The organism is Streptomyces sp. NRRL WC-3618 (genome assembly GCF_001280005.1).
Taxonomy (GTDB): domain Bacteria; phylum Actinomycetota; class Actinomycetes; order Streptomycetales; family Streptomycetaceae; genus Streptomyces.
The window spans coordinates 19,591-35,781 of record NZ_LGDW01000007.1 but is presented as its reverse complement, the minus strand read 5'-3'; the positions used below and the strand labels follow the sequence as shown (position 1 = coordinate 35,781).

Annotated in this window: 12 protein-coding genes and 6 pseudogenes; 3 read left to right on the top strand and 15 right to left on the bottom strand. The window is 68.2% G+C overall.

Annotated elements, in window-relative coordinates; translation table 11 throughout:
• Positions 1–120 precede the first annotated feature (120 nt).
• Positions 121–279 (bottom strand): hypothetical protein, encoded by a 159-nt coding sequence (locus ADL01_RS44460; protein ID WP_159049434.1) that lies wholly within the window; start codon positions 277–279, stop codon positions 121–123.
• A 73-nt stretch (positions 280–352) separates the two neighbouring features.
• Between ADL01_RS44460 and ADL01_RS41245 the strand changes: the two are divergent.
• A pseudogene (locus ADL01_RS41245) lies at positions 353–1,080 on the top strand (4-hydroxy-2-oxovalerate aldolase); the annotation flags it as partial.
• 142 nt (positions 1,081–1,222) lie between these two features.
• Here ADL01_RS41245 and ADL01_RS02125 read toward each other — a convergent pair.
• The 10 genes and pseudogenes from ADL01_RS02125 to ADL01_RS02090 all read right to left on the bottom strand — a co-directional run bounded on the left by ADL01_RS02125 (position 1,223) and on the right by ADL01_RS02090 (position 9,505).
• Entirely contained in the window at positions 1,223–2,779 is a 1,557-nt protein-coding gene (locus tag ADL01_RS02125; RefSeq protein ID WP_053740138.1) for a bifunctional 3-(3-hydroxy-phenyl)propionate/3-hydroxycinnamic acid hydroxylase, read from the bottom strand.
• 101 nt (positions 2,780–2,880) lie between these two features.
• Positions 2,881–3,084, bottom strand: a pseudogene (locus ADL01_RS45660) (Zn-dependent oxidoreductase); the annotation flags it as partial.
• A 184-nt stretch (positions 3,085–3,268) separates the two neighbouring features.
• The gene (locus ADL01_RS02115; protein WP_053740119.1) at positions 3,269–4,168 is read right to left on the bottom strand and encodes an alpha/beta hydrolase; all 900 of its coding nucleotides are present in this window, start codon (positions 4,166–4,168) and stop codon (positions 3,269–3,271) included.
• A 54-nt stretch (positions 4,169–4,222) separates the two neighbouring features.
• The gene (locus ADL01_RS02110) at positions 4,223–5,080 is read right to left on the bottom strand and encodes a 3-hydroxyacyl-CoA dehydrogenase (protein ID WP_053740118.1); all 858 of its coding nucleotides are present in this window, start codon (positions 5,078–5,080) and stop codon (positions 4,223–4,225) included.
• Between the two features lie 658 nt (positions 5,081–5,738).
• Positions 5,739–5,960, bottom strand: a complete 222-nt coding sequence (locus ADL01_RS43365) for an IS3 family transposase (RefSeq protein ID WP_324614556.1) — start codon at positions 5,958–5,960, stop codon at positions 5,739–5,741.
• Positions 5,957–6,727, bottom strand: a complete 771-nt coding sequence (locus tag ADL01_RS02105) for an IS3 family transposase (RefSeq protein WP_107090782.1) — start codon at positions 6,725–6,727, stop codon at positions 5,957–5,959. Before ADL01_RS02105 ends, ADL01_RS43365 begins: the two co-directional genes overlap by 4 nt.
• A gap of 78 nt (positions 6,728–6,805) precedes the next feature.
• Complete coding sequence (locus ADL01_RS45190; protein WP_053740117.1) at positions 6,806–7,078, bottom strand: hypothetical protein; 273 nt, start codon at positions 7,076–7,078, stop codon at positions 6,806–6,808.
• 247 nt (positions 7,079–7,325) lie between these two features.
• Positions 7,326–7,520: pseudogene (locus ADL01_RS45655) on the bottom strand (hypothetical protein); the annotation flags it as partial.
• A gap of 22 nt (positions 7,521–7,542) precedes the next feature.
• Positions 7,543–8,277: a TetR/AcrR family transcriptional regulator gene (locus ADL01_RS02095; RefSeq protein WP_063783439.1), complete on the bottom strand. Its 735-nt coding sequence runs from the start codon at positions 8,275–8,277 to the stop codon at positions 7,543–7,545.
• Between the two features lie 25 nt (positions 8,278–8,302).
• Complete coding sequence (locus tag ADL01_RS02090) at positions 8,303–9,505, bottom strand: serine hydrolase domain-containing protein (RefSeq protein ID WP_053740115.1); 1,203 nt, start codon at positions 9,503–9,505, stop codon at positions 8,303–8,305.
• 271 nt (positions 9,506–9,776) lie between these two features.
• Between ADL01_RS02090 and ADL01_RS02085 the strand changes: the two genes are divergently transcribed.
• Both ADL01_RS02085 and ADL01_RS02080 read left to right on the top strand, forming a co-directional pair.
• A complete protein-coding gene (locus tag ADL01_RS02085) occupies positions 9,777–10,604 on the top strand; it encodes an SDR family NAD(P)-dependent oxidoreductase (protein ID WP_053740114.1) in 828 nt (275 codons plus the stop codon).
• A 313-nt stretch (positions 10,605–10,917) separates the two neighbouring features.
• Positions 10,918–12,162, top strand: coding sequence for an MFS transporter (locus ADL01_RS02080; RefSeq protein WP_063783438.1), 1,245 nt, complete (start codon positions 10,918–10,920; stop codon positions 12,160–12,162).
• A 324-nt stretch (positions 12,163–12,486) separates the two neighbouring features.
• On the opposite strand, the pseudogene ADL01_RS41235 reads toward ADL01_RS02080, so the two are convergent.
• The 4 genes and pseudogenes from ADL01_RS41235 to ADL01_RS02070 form a co-directional block, all read right to left on the bottom strand.
• Positions 12,487–12,690: pseudogene (locus ADL01_RS41235) on the bottom strand (transposase); the annotation flags it as partial.
• A gap of 108 nt (positions 12,691–12,798) precedes the next feature.
• Positions 12,799–12,939: pseudogene (locus ADL01_RS45650) on the bottom strand (hypothetical protein); the annotation flags it as partial.
• A 160-nt stretch (positions 12,940–13,099) separates the two neighbouring features.
• Positions 13,100–14,773 (bottom strand): FAD-binding dehydrogenase, encoded by a 1,674-nt coding sequence (locus ADL01_RS02075; RefSeq protein ID WP_053740113.1) that lies wholly within the window; start codon positions 14,771–14,773, stop codon positions 13,100–13,102.
• A 573-nt stretch (positions 14,774–15,346) separates the two neighbouring features.
• Positions 15,347–15,870, bottom strand: a pseudogene (locus ADL01_RS02070) (alpha-hydroxy-acid oxidizing protein); the annotation flags it as partial.
• Between the last annotated feature and the right edge of the window lie 321 nt (positions 15,871–16,191).

Genomic DNA, 16,191 nt, shown 5'->3' with positions numbered 1-16,191 from the left:
CTCTGGTGAGACGCTGCGAGGGCACGTCCAGGGCAATGAGCCTGGGAAACGACGTTGACCCGCGGGACTACGGAGAGAAGGTTTCCCAGGTCAACGCACATTTCCCTGCGAAGCCCCAGGTCAGCCCCCTCCCGCCACCAATCGCTGGGCGTTCGGCAGCGAGGTGCCGTCCGCCAGGGCTTCACAAGCCACCTGGAGTACCTCGGTGCCCAGCTCGGCCGCCGTGAGGTTGGTCAGGGCCGGCAGCCCGATGGTGCAATGGGAGTGCAGTCCCTCCACGGCAGCAGGGGATCGATCCGATCCCACGACACATCGACACTAGCGAGAGGACTCGGTGCCGGTCTCGATGAGGGTGGCGTCCCTGGACGACGCGGGTGTCGACGCCATCGAAGTTGCTCATGGCGATGGGCTCGCCGGCTCATCGGTGAACTACGGGCCCGGCTCGAACACTGACTGGGAGTGGATCGAGGCGGCCGCCGACGTTCTCGAGCGCGCGCGTCTCACCACGCTTCTCCTCCCGGGAGTCGGCACGATCCACGAGCTGAAGCAGGCTTACCAGATGGGCGTCCGTTCGGTGCGAATAGCCACCCACTGCACTGAAGCCGACATCTCCGCGCAGCACAGCGCTGCAGCTCGCGAGATCGGCATGGATGTCTCGGGTTTCCTGAGGGCGCGAACTCGGTCACGGCTGTGCAGAACGGCGTCCATCGTGTTGACGCATCGCTCGCCGGGCATAGCGCCGGCGCGGGAAACTGCCCGATCGAGCCGTTCATCGCGGTTGCGGACCTGATGGACTTCAAGCACGGCTGCGACCTCTTCGCACTCCAGGACTCCGCCGACGACCTGGTGCGACCGTTGCAGAACCGTCCGGTACGTGTTGACAGGGAGACCCTGACCCTGGGGTACGCCGGCGTGTACTCGTCATTCCTGAGGCACGCGGAAGTTGCCTCTGAGCGCTATGGGGTTGACGTGCGGGACCTGCTGATGGAGTGCGGCCGTCGCGGGCTCGTCGGTGGTCAGGAGGACATGATCTACGACATCGCCCTTACCGAGGTTTCCGCGCGGGAGCACAAGGCATGAGGACGCGCTGATCCTCAGGCAAGCGCGGCTCCGCCCGCGAAGCGAACCTGGCTTGTGCCGCTTGCGGATGCGATCGGCTGTCTTGAGCGCTGCGGGCTCGATGGTTCCCCGGGCCGCGTCCACCACGCGGTCTGGGAGACCATCAGTTGGCAGGGGCGACGGCGGGAAACTCCGGGACCGCCAGACCGTCGACGTCGGTGGCGGCGATGAAGCGGTCCGGTCGTACGGCCAGGACGCGTACACCACTCTCCTCCAACCACGGGAGCAGCGTTCGTGCGGTGTCGACGCACGTATCGGGTCCGGATGCGTGCGCGTTGGCAGGACTGACTGTCACGTAGCGGGCGCCCAGCTCATCCCACCCATCCTTCTCGGCAGGGCTTAGCACGGTGGCGGGATCAAACCCAGCTCCAAGCAGCACGAAGCCGTCGCCGAGAAAGTCGTCGAGAAGCATTCGCCGGCCGTGCGTCGTGGTGACCAGCGGCTGCGGGATCATCCGACCTACGAGTGAGCCGGACGAGAACTGACCTCGGAACCAGCCGGCCGCTAGCCGTGGAGTGGAGCGCTCCACAGTCGAGTCCTGTGCACCGGTTCGTGGGGTGAGGCGAGCTTGCTCCTCCGGGGAGAGCTCCTGCTTGATGATGCGGCCGAGCTGTACGGCGAGATCGGTGTAGTAGGCGACGTTCGGGCGCCGCTCTACCTCGTAGGTGTCGAGCCACTGCGGTGACAGCCTCCCGTTGAGCACCCGGCCAAGTTTCCAGCCCAGGTCGTGAGCATCACGGATGCCGGACTGCATCCCGGCGCCCGCCCATGGCGGCATCATGTGGGCCGCGTCGCCGGCCAGGAAGACGCGTCCAACTCGCCAGGTGTCCGCCATCCGCGTGTGGTGCTGGTAGAAGGCGTGCTGAAGAATCTCCACGTCATCCTCGGAGACGCCGAGGGCCTGGAGCAGGTTCCAAACCTCCGTGGTGGTCGGATAGTCCGCCGGCGACTCGTCAGGCCGCAGCGGAATCTCCCAGCGGTGATTGCCTGCCGAAAGGGCCACGTCCACGGCGGGGCGATCCTTGTCGGACCAGAAGGTCAGGATGTCGCGGTCGGGCCACCAGCGCTTGACCCGGCAGTCGATGACGACCCACGTCACGTTCAGCGTTTCGCCGACCAACCGTGCACCGATCGCCGAACGCGTCTTGGAGGAACCGCCGTCGGCTGCGATGGCATAGCGCGCTCGCACGGATGTCGATCGGCGGGTGGCGACTTCGGTAGCGGTGACGGTCACTCCGTTGGCGTCTTGATTGACGTCCGTGACGTTGTAGCCAAAACGGGTGTCGATCTCAGAACGCTCCTCGGCGCAGGCGCGCAGCTCGGCTTCCAGGGCTGGCTGGTAGATGTTGTAGAAACGCGGTTCCTTGCCGAGGAGCGACGGGGGGTGCTCGACGCGGTAGATCTCAGCGTGGTCGTAGGTCAACCAGCGCGACGCGCGTTGCGGTTCCAGCGTAGGTGCAACCCGGTCGTCGACTCCGAGGGACTGAATGATCCGCACCGTCCAGTCGTTGACCGTCATGGCCCGCGCTCGCTGGTAGATCCCTTCCTCGCGTTCGAACACGATCGTCGTGGCACTCTCGTGCGCCAGCGACAGGGCCGCCAGGACCCCGGTCGGTCCGTAGCCGATGATCGCCACATCGGCGTCGAACTGGTCGTCCATCTTCATCCTTCTCAATATTCCGTAGATCCCACGGCGATGCTCGTGCTGGGCCGTTACTACGGGTTGGCCGGCCGTTCCTTCTATGAACGCGGAGGTAGTGCCTTCTCAGGCGACCTGGAGGTGGCGTACACGACTGCGCCTGCTGCGAGATCCAGCTCGATGGCAGCAGAGGACACGCCTCCTCCGGCGCCCTGGACCAGGACTTGATCGCCGGCGCGGACCCCGGCTTGGGTAAAGAGCATCCGATACGCCGTGCCCCAGGCGACCGGCATGCAAGCGGCCTCGTCCATGCTGAGCCCGTCCGGCACTGAGTACTCCGCTCCGATCTCGGCGATCTCACTCACCGTCAGCCGGCGTTGTGGGCCTGTCAGAAAAACACATTTCCTGACAGACCCGAGCGTGGAACCTCGACGGCTCCACGCTCGGCCAGGAGGTCTTCACCCGTCCACCAGCGGATCACACCTCGTCCGAGGTCCGTCAACAGCACACCTAGCGGGACACCGGGACGGTCCCGTTCTCGGCGAGCCACTCCGCGGATTGCGCGACGAGCTGCTTGTACCCATCTCCGATGAGGACGGCGTAGTGCTGGCCGGGGTGCTCCTCAAGGAGCTTCGGGCTGCGCACCTGCTCGAAGAACTCGCGGGCGTCCTCAACCCGGGAGATAGTGTCCTCGCTCCCGACGATCAGCAGGAGCGGGGCGGTGATCCTGGCAGCGAACGGCAGCAGCTCAGTCTCGAAGAGGCGACCGAGTGACGTCAGGGTCACCTCGTTGCGGTAGCTCGGCAGCCCGTCGAACTGTTTGATGAACTCCGCGCCGGTGGGGTCGTCGAACATGACCTCCGGTCCGCCGGGAACACGCTCGCCAGTGGCCTGCAGGACGGGGGACTGGCCGCCGAGCAACTGCTCACGGCGACCTGCCTCGACCGCGGCGTCGACCGCCGGCAGCGCCTCCGGCGGGAACAAATCGCGCGCCGCCAGGCCGCTGATCGGGGCGACGACCGAGACGACACCCGCAACCCGACGGTCGACGCCGGCGACCAGCAGATCGATCATCCCGCCGAGGCTGAACCCCGAAAGGGAAATCCGTCGCTCATCGACGTCGTCGCGATCCGCGAGCAGCGTGATGACGTCCCGGAGATCGCGGGCGAAGAGGAGCGGGTCGACTTCCTGACGCAGGTCTCCACCGCTGTACCCGAACCCGCGGTGGTCGTAGAAGAGGACAGCCAATCCGAGGCTTGTGAACAGGTCAGCGAACCCGTAGTTCCCTTCCGCCACGCTGCCGAGGCCCGAGTGGAAGATGACGACCGGGTGAGGGCCGTCGCCGTCCGGTCGATAGATCCGGCCGTGGAGCTGCACGTCCGGGAGCGAGAAGGTGACGTCTTCGTACATGGGGTTCCTCTGAATCATTCCGGTGATCGGGGAGGCGGTTGATCCGCCGACCCTCTAGTCGGCATAGCGGTAGAAGCCCTCACCGGTGCTCCTGCCGAGCTTGCCGTTGTCGATGTACTCCGTCTTGACGAGCTTCGCGAAGCGCTGCTCGACCTCGTTGCCGACCGAGTAGACGTTGTAGACGGTCGTCATGCCGACCATGTCGAGGAGTTGGAACGGCCCGAGAGGCGTGACCATGGAGACACGGAACGCCTCGTCGATCGTCGGCATGTCCGCGACCTCGTTGAGGTAGAGCTCGATGGCCGCGCGCAGGGCCGCGAACAGGATCGTGTTGGCCACATACCCCGGCTGCTCCTTCTGCACCCGGATCGGAATCATGCCCTGTTCCTCAGCGAAGGTGACGACCTGCTGGAAGACGTCCGGGTCGGTGTACTCGGTGCGCATGACCTCGGCGATATTGCGATGCCAGATGTTGTTCGCGTAATGCAGCGCGAGGAAGCGGTCCGGCCGACCGGTAGCGAGGGCCATAGAGCTGGGCAGAAGGCTTGAGGTGTTGGTCGCGAAGATCGTCTTCTCCGGCGCGGCCGCGCCGACCTTCGCCCAGACGTCGCGCTTGAGCTCAAGGTTCTCCGGCACGGCCTCGATGACGAGATCGGCGTCCTTCACGGCGTCGGCGAAGTCGCTCGTCCCGCGGATCCGCTCGAGCGCGGCCTGCGGGGCATCCGGGCTCGGGAGCTCGACCTCAGAGGCGTAGACGCTGGCCAGCTGAGCGAACCGCTCCTTTGCCCGTTCGAGGGCGGGACCGTCGATGTCCCACACCATCACCTGGAAACCGCGGAATGCCGTCTGATAAGCGATCTGCGATCCGAGGACTCCCGTTCCCAGCACGGTGATGTTCTTGAAAGCGGTCATGTCAGAAAGCTCCATCGCTTTCGATCGGTGGTGGCCAGTTCGACCTCGCGATCCTTGGCCCGGGGCCGCGGCTCATCGAGTCGTCGCCTCGCGTAAATGTGAACTGGGGCATGCCCCAACGAACTACCGTGCCTTTGTCGTTAGGACCTGCGAGACAACTGTCGACCATCACAGGCGAGCGAACTAATCGTCGTTCCGCAGTGCGGCACACAGATCGGGTCGCCGACCGCAATCCCCGCAGCTTTCGCGAAAGGATCCTCGGCGAGACAGGCTGACGAACAGGCCACGGCCTCCCGCGGCGAACGTCTACATGCCAGTACCTGAACGTGGTGTCCGCGAGGCCGTGACCTTGTGCTCTGGTCCGCAGCCGCAGGTGAACGCGCCGTCGTGGCGCTTCGACAGAAGGGCCCACTGCGGTCCAGGGTCTCGTCGCCGTTGCCGCGCTCTGGTGACGCGATGACGGCGTACCCGATCACCGGCGACCCTGCTCGTCATGAACGACGGCGTCGCAGCCGAGGATGCGAGGCAGTTGGCCACCTTGACCAGGGACCAGCCGGGCAGAACCTCAGGGACGGGAACATCCTGGATCACCCACGCCAGAGAGAGGGTCGGTCGCGTTCTGGGAGATGAGGTTCCCCCGGTGTGCGGGAGGTGCTGATCAGCTGGTCAGGAGGGGTTGACGGGGTTTCAGGTTCGTTCGTTCGGCCGTTGCCTGGTCGGCGTAGTGCTTCTCCTCGAACTCGATCGGACTGAGGTGGCCGAGCCGTTTCTGGATGCGCCGGGAGTTGTAAAAGCCGTCGATGTACTCGAACAGCGCCAGGTTCGCCGCGGCCCGGGTGGCGAAGACGCGGCCGCGGATGCACTCCGTCTTGGTGATCATCCACAGGTTCTCCGCGAGGGCGTTGTCGTAGGAGTCTCCGACCGAGCCCATGGACGCCTGAACTCCCGCTCGCAGCAGGCGAGTTGTGAGCTTGATCGACGTGTATTGACAGCCGTGGTCCGCGTGGTGAATAGCTGTCCGGGCTCGACCTCGCGGGACGCGAGGGCGTACTCGAGCGTGGACAGCACCAGGTCGGCGTCCGCGTGTGCGGAGGTCTCCCAGGCCACCACCCGGCGGGAGAACGCGTCCCGGATCGCCGAGAGCCACAACGGGCCCTCGCCGGTCGCGATCATCGTCAGGTCGGTGACCCACAGCCGGTTCGGCGCACTCGCGGTGAAGTCGCGCTGGACCAGGTCCGGGGCCAGAGTGGCCTTGGGGTCCCGGCGCGTGAAGCCCTTGCGACGTGGGCTGATGCCCGCGATGTCGGCCTCGCGCATCAGGCGCTCGACCCGCTTGCGGCCCACATGGACGCCCTCGCGCCTGAGCACGGCGTGCACGCGCGGTGAGCCGTAGATCCCGCCCGAGCCGGCGTGGATCTCCTTGATCTGTTCGGTCAGCTCTGAATCCCGGCGCCTTCGTTCGCACGGCTCGCTCTCGGCGCGGCGCCAGCGATAGTAAGTGGAGGAGGGGACGTGCAGTTCCCGGAGGACGGGCTCGACACCGAGGTCACCGCGTTCTTTGAGGAACGTCAGTACCTTCGCCAGGTCGTGTCGAGTTCCTGGGCGAAAAAAGCCGACGGTCCTGAGGATCTCGTTGGCCCGGCGCAGGCATCCTTGCGTCGTCCTTGGCCATCACCGGACCCTCCGCCCCGGCCACGATCTCCATGATCCGTCGATACTCCGAGGTCAGGGACTCCAGCCCCATCCCCTCGGTGCGGTCCGGCACCAACCGCATCCCGCCCGCGCCCGGCCCGGCCCGGCCACGACACGCTCCGGTTCCGGTTCCGGTTCCGGTTCCGGCTCCGGCTCCGGCTCCGGCTCCGGCTCCGGCTCCGGCTCCGGCTCCGGCTCCGGCTCCGGCTCCGGCTCCGGCTCCACGATGCCCGACGACCGGCGTCCGCCGTCGGTCGCCTCGGCCCACTGCCCGAACACCACCTCGGCGGCCTCCAGCCGGGCCAACTGCGACTCGATCCCGGACAGTTCCTTGCGAAGCAGCTACATCCCTCCCATCGGGAGGCTATGCAGTGGCCCGCTGCCCGGCCCGAGAATCCCAGAGACCGCCTGTGACGGACGACCACGTGCTAACGATCTCCCACCCGACCGGCACGAGAACCCGCGCCGCGCGACCTGCTGCAGGGCATCCCAGGGATGCACGGTGGACACGGCGTCCGCCAGCCTGACGATGCCCTCGTAGCAGCGAGCCTGGGGGTGTGGCGTCGCCCGGAGTCACGTAGCCTTCGGGCCACGCCCGGTCCAACACCAGGGCTGAGCACCGCAGCTGGATGCGCACCTGGCCTGCCCGGCGCCCCCTCGCCCGTCCACATGGCGAAGTCGAGGTCGATGGCGGCCACGTCTCCCGAGCCAGCGGGGACTCCGCCAGCGCTTGCGCGGTCTCGCCAAGTGTCCTGTTGCCCGGCGAGGCGTCAGTTCTCCGTGTGTTCGCTTCCTTCTGCCCGGGCGCGCTGCGCGCGGAGTTCCACGGCGTCGAGGAGCAGGCCGAGCGCGGTCTCGAACTGGTCCTCTTCGTCGATTTCCGCGAGATGGGGGGCGACCTGTGCCAGGTTCGGGTACCGCTGTGGCGAGGCCGTCAGGTACTCGCGGCGCCAGGCCAGCCGGTCGCCTTCCTGAGCGGCCTTGTCCAGCACGTTGAAGGAAGCCTCGAAGGCGCTGGCGGCGAGTGCCATTTCGGCCAGGACCCGGTAGTACGAGGCCGCTTCGCGTCCCTGGAGGCCGGCCTCGAGCAGGGCGCCGATGACCACGTCGGCGCCCTGGAACTCCGGCTCGCGCCGTGAGGTGCGGGCCGCGACCAGGACGGCCACGCCCGGGTGCCGCAGGCATGCGGCACGGATCCGTCGGGCGAGCGAGGCGAGGGTCTCGCGCCAGCTTTCCGACGGTGCGAAGTCGTGCAGGGCATCGCTGACCAGCCGGGCGGCCAGGCCGAGCAGCAGATCGTCCTTGCTGCGGAAGTGCCGCAGGACAGCTGTGTGGTCGGCGCCCAGATCAGTACCCAGCCGACGGAAGGTGAGCGCCTCCGGACCATCTCTCTCGATCACGGCCATCGCGGTGTCCAGGATCAGATCCGGGGTGAGGAAGGATGCCGGACGCCGCTTCCGCCGCGCGGGAGTCGCTCCTGCCGAGTTGGTCTTCGCGCGTGTCATGGCCGTCATCCTATCAACGACGGTGTCAACGGTGGTACTCGTATAGGTGGTCGGCCACCGCCCGCAGCGCCGTGACGGACTCCGCGTCACGCGAGGCGTCGTCCGCCGTCGGCCACGCGCTGGTCTTGACGATCACCACGTCGGCCTCCGGGTCCACATACAGGTACTGGCCGTGGATCCCCACCCCGGTGAACGGACGTCGCTCGCCGCCGAGTGTCCACCACTTGTTGCTGTACCCGTAATGCGGGTAGCCGCTGGGACCCAGCGCGCCGACTTCCAGGTGCGGCACCCCGCGACCCCGACTGCGCGCCACCCATTCCCCCGGCACGATGCGCTGCCCGTTCAGCTCCCCGCCACGGGACATCAGCAGCCCCAGCCGGGCCATGTCGCGGGCGGTGGCATTGAGCGAGCCGCCGCCGATCGCGGTACGCGGACGCCCCCGGGTGAGCCAGTAGTACGCGTCGTGCTCGGCGCCGATGCGGCTCCAGAGGCGCTCCGTGGCGTACTGCGCGAGGGAACGGCCGGTGGCGGACTCCAGCACCCATCCCAGGACCTGGGTGTCGATCGTCGAGTAGTTGAACTGTGTGCCGGCCTCGGTCGAACGCTCGGCCGAGGACACGACCTCGTACAGCGAGCCGCCTCCTGTGGCGGCCTTGGTGAACCTGACGATCAAACCGTCCCGAACGGTGTAGTCCTCCAGGTCGCCCACCCCGCTGCTCATGTCGAGCAGATGCTCGATGGTCACCCCGTCGAAGGCGGAGCCCACCAGCCCTTCGCAGTACACCGTCACCGGCTCGGTCACATCCTTGATCGCCCCCTCGTCGATGGCAATCCCGATCAGCATCGACGTCACCGACTTGGTCATCGAGAACAACTGGAACCGTACGTCGTCCCCCGCGAAGTACCCCGGATACGACTCGTGGACGATCTCGCCGCCATGCAGCACGACGAAGGAGGTGGTGTTCGTTCGAGCGTGCAGTTCGGCAAGGCTCCGCTCCCGTCCCTCGAAGCCGTAGGTCACTTCCAGGGGGCGCGGTCGCCGGGGCAGGGGGAGCGCATCCCCGCCGCGGCGGACGCCTTCGGTGGGCATGAGGAGATTCATGTGAGTAAACGTCCACTCATTGACCGGGCGACCGGTCATCACCTCGTCCTGGTGGCGCCACAGCCACACCGCCCCGGCACCCGCCGCGGCGGCTCCCAGCAGCCACCCACCCGCTTCAATGCGCATTACCGATCCCTTTCATCGCATGGACATGTCGAGCTTCGGCACCCTCACTCTGACTTGTCGATCCATTGGTGTCAACAGTGATGTCAGCACGAGTGTCACCACTGTTGACACGCCTTGAGTGAATGGTCATGCTGACGACGGGGTCGTTGGATCCCCTCTCCGGCACTCCAGGAAGGACACAGCGCATGACAGCCATCCAAGAGGAGCTGTGCCGCAGGCCCACCCCGGACGGACGCACGGTGACGCTCGCGGATCACAGGAACGGCGACCGATGAACGGCACTGAACTGACCACAGCGCGCCGCCTGCTCGGGAAGCTGCCCTTCGTCGACCCGGGCCGGCCCCCGCTGCCGGCGAGAACCGCGCTCCTGACCGGTGCCAGCTCGGGCATCGGCAAGGCACTGGCAGCCGAGCTGTGCGTCCGCGGCTACGACGTGTACCTCACCGCACGCAGAATCGAGCTCCTGGAAGAACTGCGGGCACAGCTCACCGCCGCGTTCCCGCAGCGTTCGGTGACCGTGGCCGCCCTCGACGTGACCCAGCACGAGGCCGTGGCGCGGACGGTCGACGACGCGGCCCGGCAATTCGGCGGACTCGGAATGGTCATCGCCAACGCGGGCGTCGACGTAGGAGGCAACATCGGGGAGGGCCACTTCCAGGCGCACCGGGCGGTGGTCGACGTCAATCTGCTGGGTGCGATGGCAACCATCGACGCCGCCGTCGCACACTTCCGCGGCAAGGGCGGCGGGCAGGTGGTGGGCTTCTCCTCCGTCGTGGCCGGGGCGGGCCTGCCGGGCGGGGCGCCGTACTGCGCCTCCAAGGCAGGGCTCACGAGGTACCTTCAGTCGCTGCGAGGCGAGCTGTGGAACAGCGGCATCACCGTGACCACGGTCGCCCCCGGCTACATCGACACCCCGATCAACGAATCCCTGGGCGACAAACGACCGTTCCTCATCGACACCCGCACGGGCGCCCGCAAGATCATGGACCGCATCGAGTCCGGCGCCGTCCACGCGACAGTGCCCCGAGTGCCCTGGACCGTCGTCGAATACCTGCTGGCCCGGCTCCCGACCCGTCTGCTGCGGAAGATCAATGCCTGACCGCCCAGGCCCGGCAACCACCGACGCGAGCCCCCTGCCGGTTCCCTCACCTGCACCTGCGCCCGCCAGAGCGCCCCGCACGCCCTGAGCCCTACGCCGAAGACGTCTGGGCCGACTGACCGCCGGCCGCCGGCCTGCGCCCCCGAACGCGTCCGGGTCGGGTCCGCCTCCTCTGCCCGGAGGCTCCCTTCGCCGCTCCGGTACCGGACACGGCGCCCGACCGCCTACCAGTTCTGAGGTTTCCGACGATGCTCCTCTTCCCTCCCGCTCCCGCGCCCGCCTGCCAGGCGGCCCTCCGTGCAAGAGACATTCAGTGAAAACGAACAGCGGCCCCGCGCTGACGTTCACCGTCGCCGCTGCCTTGATCGCCGGAGTCACGCTGGGCAGCAGCGGCAGTAACGTGATGCCCGTCTTCGTAGACGACTTCGCCGACCGCTTCCACCTGTCCAGCACCAGCGCCGGACTCGTCGCCGCCAGCCAGCTGACGGCGGTCGCGATCACCACCCTCCTGCTCACCAACCGCGCCGCCCGCCCCGGACGCGTCCGGATGGCCAGAGGCGGGCTGGCCCTGGCCGCCGTGGGATTCATCGGCGCCGCCATCGCCTTCGACATACTGACGCTGATCCTGGCCGGCCTGCTGCTCGGCGCCGGACTCGGAGCCGTCTACGCCGCCTCCACCGCCGCCCTGGCCGGCGCCGACGGCGACCCCGACAAGACCTCCTCGATCACCATCATCGGCGCGCTGTTCGCGAGTGCCCTGCTGCTCCTCGCCTTCCCGGCGGTCAACGAGTCCGCAGGCGGGGGAACCGGCTTCTTCCTGCTGGCCGTGTGCTGCCTGCCCGGCTGGTTCCTGGTGGGCCGCCTTCCCGACGGCCCCGACCCGGCGAGCAGGCCTTCCGCGACCGCCCCCGACGCAGCCTCCCGGCCGGCCCGTCCCTCCGCCGTGCTGCTGGCCGGCGCGGGCCTCCTGATGGCCGTCACGCAGGGAGTCTGGTCCTACGCCTCCGTCCTGGGGCGCGGCCACACCAGCATGTCTGCCTCTGCGCTCTCCGCCGTCCTGGCCATCTCCAGCGTCGTCGCACTCGCCGGAGCCGTAGCCGGACCGCTCGCCGTGAAGCGCTTCGGCCGCCTGCGCTCGATGACCGGGTTCGTCGCCGTCGAAGCGTTGAGCACGGGGCTGCTCATCGTCACCCACAGCCCCACCCTGTTCATCGCCACCGCCGTCATCTGGCAGACGTGCTGGCTGGCCGTCCTGGTACAGATACTCGCCGCCGCCTCGGTCGTCGACTCCACCGGACGGTGGGTGGCCGCCCTCAGCGGCGCCGGAGCACTCGGCGGAGGCATCGGCCCCCTGGCCGTCGGCGCGATCATGGACAACATGGGCGTCGGCGTCCTGAGTATCCTCCTCACCGCCGGAACACTCATCGCCGCGCTCCCTCTCCTCAAGATGGCCGCGTCCAGCGACGCGGCAGCAGACACCGCATCCGTCTCACCCCACCCGCAGGCCATGCCCATCGCGAGGACGGCCACCGAGAAACCAGCCTCACCAGCGGAATGAAACACCCGCCCCACGGTGCGTCCACGACGGCTGAATCCTGGCCGGTGTGCTTCAACGCCAGGCGGGATACGGCGAAGCCGAGACTGACGCTCCCAGGCCCACCACCCGGTCGCGAGAACGGCGAGCGGCCAGCTCGGTGCGGCGGTCATGCCCGTCAGGGAGCACGCGACCAACAGGGCTGCGGCTCGGACGGCGGCGACCACTCCGAACCGTTGCACAAGTCGGGTCGGTGGTGGCGCGACCTTCCGACGGGCATCCGCCCACCCTGGTACTGACTGCCAGAACGACTCGCTGCGCAGCTCGGGCCAGGTCCGGCAGCCCACAGACTTCGTCCTTGAAGCCCTGGTCCACCAGGGCCTTCTCCAGGCGCATCCCGCACCGTTCGGCCGCCATGTCGAGCAGGGCGGTGCCGGCGGCGTTGTCGTGGGCGGAGGCGGCCAGGACGACGACGCCGTTGACCAGTCCCAATACATCGACGGCCAGTCCGCGCTTGCGGCCCGGCGTCTTCGTGCTCGCGTCCAGTCCTGACATCGTCGTCGCGCCGGTCGCCGAAGCCGCAGCCGCAGCCGCAGCGTCTACCTCCTGGCCGGCACACGCTGGACCGACACCGTCACCGGTGAACTCCACAAGCAGGCATCACGCTCGACGTTCCCGCGCCACTGGAACGCATCCCGGTCTTGTCCGCGTAACGATGCGCGCTCCGTTGGCGCATGTGTCGGGCAGGAAGGACAACCGCACGCTCTGCTTGGCGCCGGTGGGACAGCCCACCACCCACTGGCAGGAGCCTTGTAGCCCAGTGCGCGCCGCAGGGGCGGTCGGTCAGGTTCCCCGACCGCCCCTGCCGCACGTTCGTCGATCAGGCGGCCTGCTTCGCCGAGTGCGCGCCGCAGGGGCGGTCGGTCAGGTTCCCCGACCGCCCCTGCCGCACGTTCGTCGATCAGGCGGCCTGCTTCGCCGCCGCCCGTCCCGCCGCTCGCCCGGAGAAGAGGCAGCCGCCGAGGAAGGTGCCCTCCAGGGCGTTGTAGCCGTGAACGCCTCCGCCTCCGAAGCCGGCGACCTCGCCCGCCGCGTAGAGACCGTCGATCGGGGTGCCGTCGACGCCCAGGGCACGGGAGTCGAGGTCGGTCTGGATGCCGCCGAGGGTCTTGCGGGTGAGGACGTGGAGCTTGACGCCGATGAGCGGGCCGCCCGCGGGGTCGAGGATGCGGTGCGGGGTCGCGACGCGGCCGAGGCGGTCGCCGATGTAGCGGCGGGCGTTGCGGATGCCCTGGATCTGGGAGTCCTTGCTGTAGGGGTTGGCGATCTGCATGTCGCGGGCCTCGATCTGGCGGCGCAGCTCCTCCGCGTCGAGGAGCGGCTTGTCCGTCAACTCGTTCATCCTGGTGACGAGTTGCTCCAGGGTGGGCGCGGTCACGAAGTCGGCGCCCTTGCGCAGGAACGCATCCACCGGGCCGGGGGCACCCTTGCCGAGCAGGCGGTCGCGCAGGACGGCACCCTTGTCCTTGGCGGTGATGTCGGGGTTCTGCTCGGAGCCCGACAGCGCGAACTCCTTCTCGATGATCTTCTGGGTGAGGATGAACCAGGAGTGGTCGTACTCGGCGATGTCCCCCGTGGTGCGTAGGTACTTGAGGGTGCTGAGCGTGTCGTAGCCCGGCAGGCAGGGGTCGGGCAGGCGGCGGCCGAGAGCGTCGAACCAGAGGGAGGACGGGCCGGGCAGGACGCGTATGGCGTGGCCTGGCCAGATGGGGTCCCAGTTCTGGATGCCCTCGGTGTAGTGCCACATGCGGTCGCGGTTGACCAGGCGGACGCCCGCCTCGGCGCTGATGTCGAGCATGCGGCCGTCGACGTATGCGGGTACGCCGGTGACCATGTTCGTGGGCGGGGTGCCGAGGCGCTCGGGCCAGTAGCGGCGGACGATGTCGTGGTTGGCGCCGATGCCGCCGGTGGTGACGATGACGGCTTGGGCGGTGAGTTCGAAGTCGCCGATGCGGTCGCGGTTGGAGGAGACGCCCCGGGGCGAGCGGTCTTCGGCGAGCACCGTGCCGCGCACCCCGCGCGCGGAGCCTTCCTCGATCACCAGCTGGTCGACCTGGTGGCGGTGGTAGAAGGTGAGCAGCCCATCGCGGGCGGCCTGCTTGGCGTGGTAGACGAACGGCTCCACGACGCCGGTGCCGGTGCCCCAGGGGACATGGAAGCGGGGCACGGAGTTGCCGTGCCCGTCCGCCCGCAGGTCACCCCGTTCGGCCCAGCCCACCGTCGGCAGCAGCTTGATGCCGTGCCCGTCCAGCCAGGACCGCTTCTCCCCCGCCGCGAACTCCACGTACGCGCGCGCCCAGCGCACCGCCCAGGAGTCCTCGTCGTCGACCCGGTCGAACTGCGCGCTGCCCTGCCAGTCGTTCCAGGCCAGGTCGAAGGAGTCCTTGATGCCCAGGCGCCGCTGCTCCGGGGAGTCGACGAGGAAGAGTCCGCCGAAGGACCAGAACGCCTGACCGCCGAGGTTGGCGGCGTTCTCCTGGTCGACCAGCGCGACCCTGCGGCCCCGGCTGGTGAGCTCGTGCGCGGCGACCAGGCCTGCGAGGCCCGCTCCGACGACGATGACGTCCGCATCCATGGCGACCGATCCTTTTCTTGTTGGGAGGGCTCGTTGGGGAACTCATGGCGGGGTGCCGCTGCCGTCGGTCAGCAGCGCGTTGAGCAGCTGTTGGAGCCAGACGCGGGCGCTGTCGACGTCCTGGGCAGTTCAGTGCCGCTCTCGGTCACCGTTCCTGTGATCCGCGAGCGCCTTCACCGTGCGTCCGTCCGAGGCGGGCCTGCGGCACAGCTCTTCTTGGATTGCTGTCATGGCTGTCCCTTAGTGGAGTGCCGGAGAGGGGGTCCAACGACACCGCCGTCATCATGACCACTCACCCAAAGTCATGTCAACGCTGGTGACATCTTTGCTGACACCATAGTTATCACCACTGTTGACACCGATGAAGTGGCGAGCCGGCGCGAGTGCGCCCCGGTTCCTCAAGCCGAACGTGTTGTGGCGTTCTCACATGACACGCTGGAGGGCTTCTGGAGTGAGGTGGCCGAGGGCGGCGTCCCGCCATGGGGTGTAGCGGATCAAGACGCCGGAATCCGCAGGTCACCGCCGCGTAGGCGCGGTTCAGGGCCGTGCATGGTGGTGACGGCATGTCAGCCGCTACGCGACCCGGGAGCCGTGTCCCATGGGGTGGCCGACGCGCGGCTTACCGGAACGCGTCGAGCAAGGTCGCTTACACCACGAAGCGGGACACGACCTGGGACAGCCGTCGACGGCCGTGATCAGGTCGGTTTCGGCGAGCAGTGAGCGCAGCGTGAATGATGCCGTCGGTGCCGCCGAGGGCGAGGCCGTAGGCGTAGGGCCGGCCGACGGCGGTGGCGCCGAGGGCGATGGCCTTGACGATGTCGGCCCCGCTGCGGATGCCGGAGTCGAACAGGACCGGCAGCCCGTCGGCGGCCTCGACGACAGCGGGCAGCCCGTCCAGGGCGGGGAGGCCGCCGTTGGATTGCCGGCCGCCGGTGGGAGCAGTAGATGCCGCCCACACCGCCATCCTTGGCGCGCCGGGCGTCCTCGGGGTGACAGATGCCCTTGACGATCAGTGGCAGGTCGGTGAGTGAGCGCAGCCACGGCAGGTCGTCCCAGGTGAGGGGGTTGCCGAAGATCTGGACCCACTGAAGATCCGCCATCCTGATTCCCGCTGGTCAGAAGGGACGGTGTGAGGTCTCCGCAGGTTCTCGTGCCGGTCGAGTGGGAGATCGTTAGCACGTGGTCGTCCGTCACAGGCGGTCTCTGGGATTCTCGGGCCGGGCAGCGGGCTCTCTGGGATTCTCGGGCCGGGCAGCGGGCCACTGCATAGCCTCCCGATGGGAGGGATGTGCATGACGGATGTGCTGACGTGGACGGTCCAGCAACGGCCGGCACGGCCACTCCGGCCCTGCCGGCCACCGGGATGCCCATCAGCCACCCGATCCGCCGGGAACGTCCCGCTTCGCGGGATGTTCCCG

What these genes read in the sequence shown, in the direction of transcription:
- ADL01_RS02125 (WP_053740138.1), bottom strand. Translation starts at nt 2,779, where the DNA reads ATGGACGACCAGTTCGACGCCGATGTGGCGATCATCGGCTACGGACCG.
- ADL01_RS02115 (WP_053740119.1), bottom strand. Translation starts at nt 4,168, where the DNA reads ATGTACGAAGACGTCACCTTCTCGCTCCCGGACGTGCAGCTCCACGGC.
- ADL01_RS02110 (WP_053740118.1), bottom strand. Translation starts at nt 5,080, where the DNA reads ATGACCGCTTTCAAGAACATCACCGTGCTGGGAACGGGAGTCCTCGGA.
- ADL01_RS43365 (WP_324614556.1), bottom strand. Translation starts at nt 5,960, where the DNA reads ATGATCACCAAGACGGAGTGCATCCGCGGCCGCGTCTTCGCCACCCGG.
- ADL01_RS02095 (WP_063783439.1), bottom strand. Translation starts at nt 8,277, where the DNA reads ATGACACGCGCGAAGACCAACTCGGCAGGAGCGACTCCCGCGCGGCGG.
- ADL01_RS02090 (WP_053740115.1), bottom strand. Translation starts at nt 9,505, where the DNA reads ATGCGCATTGAAGCGGGTGGGTGGCTGCTGGGAGCCGCCGCGGCGGGT.
- ADL01_RS02085 (WP_053740114.1), top strand. Translation starts at nt 9,777, where the DNA reads ATGAACGGCACTGAACTGACCACAGCGCGCCGCCTGCTCGGGAAGCTG.
- ADL01_RS02075 (WP_053740113.1), bottom strand. Translation starts at nt 14,773, where the DNA reads ATGGATGCGGACGTCATCGTCGTCGGAGCGGGCCTCGCAGGCCTGGTC.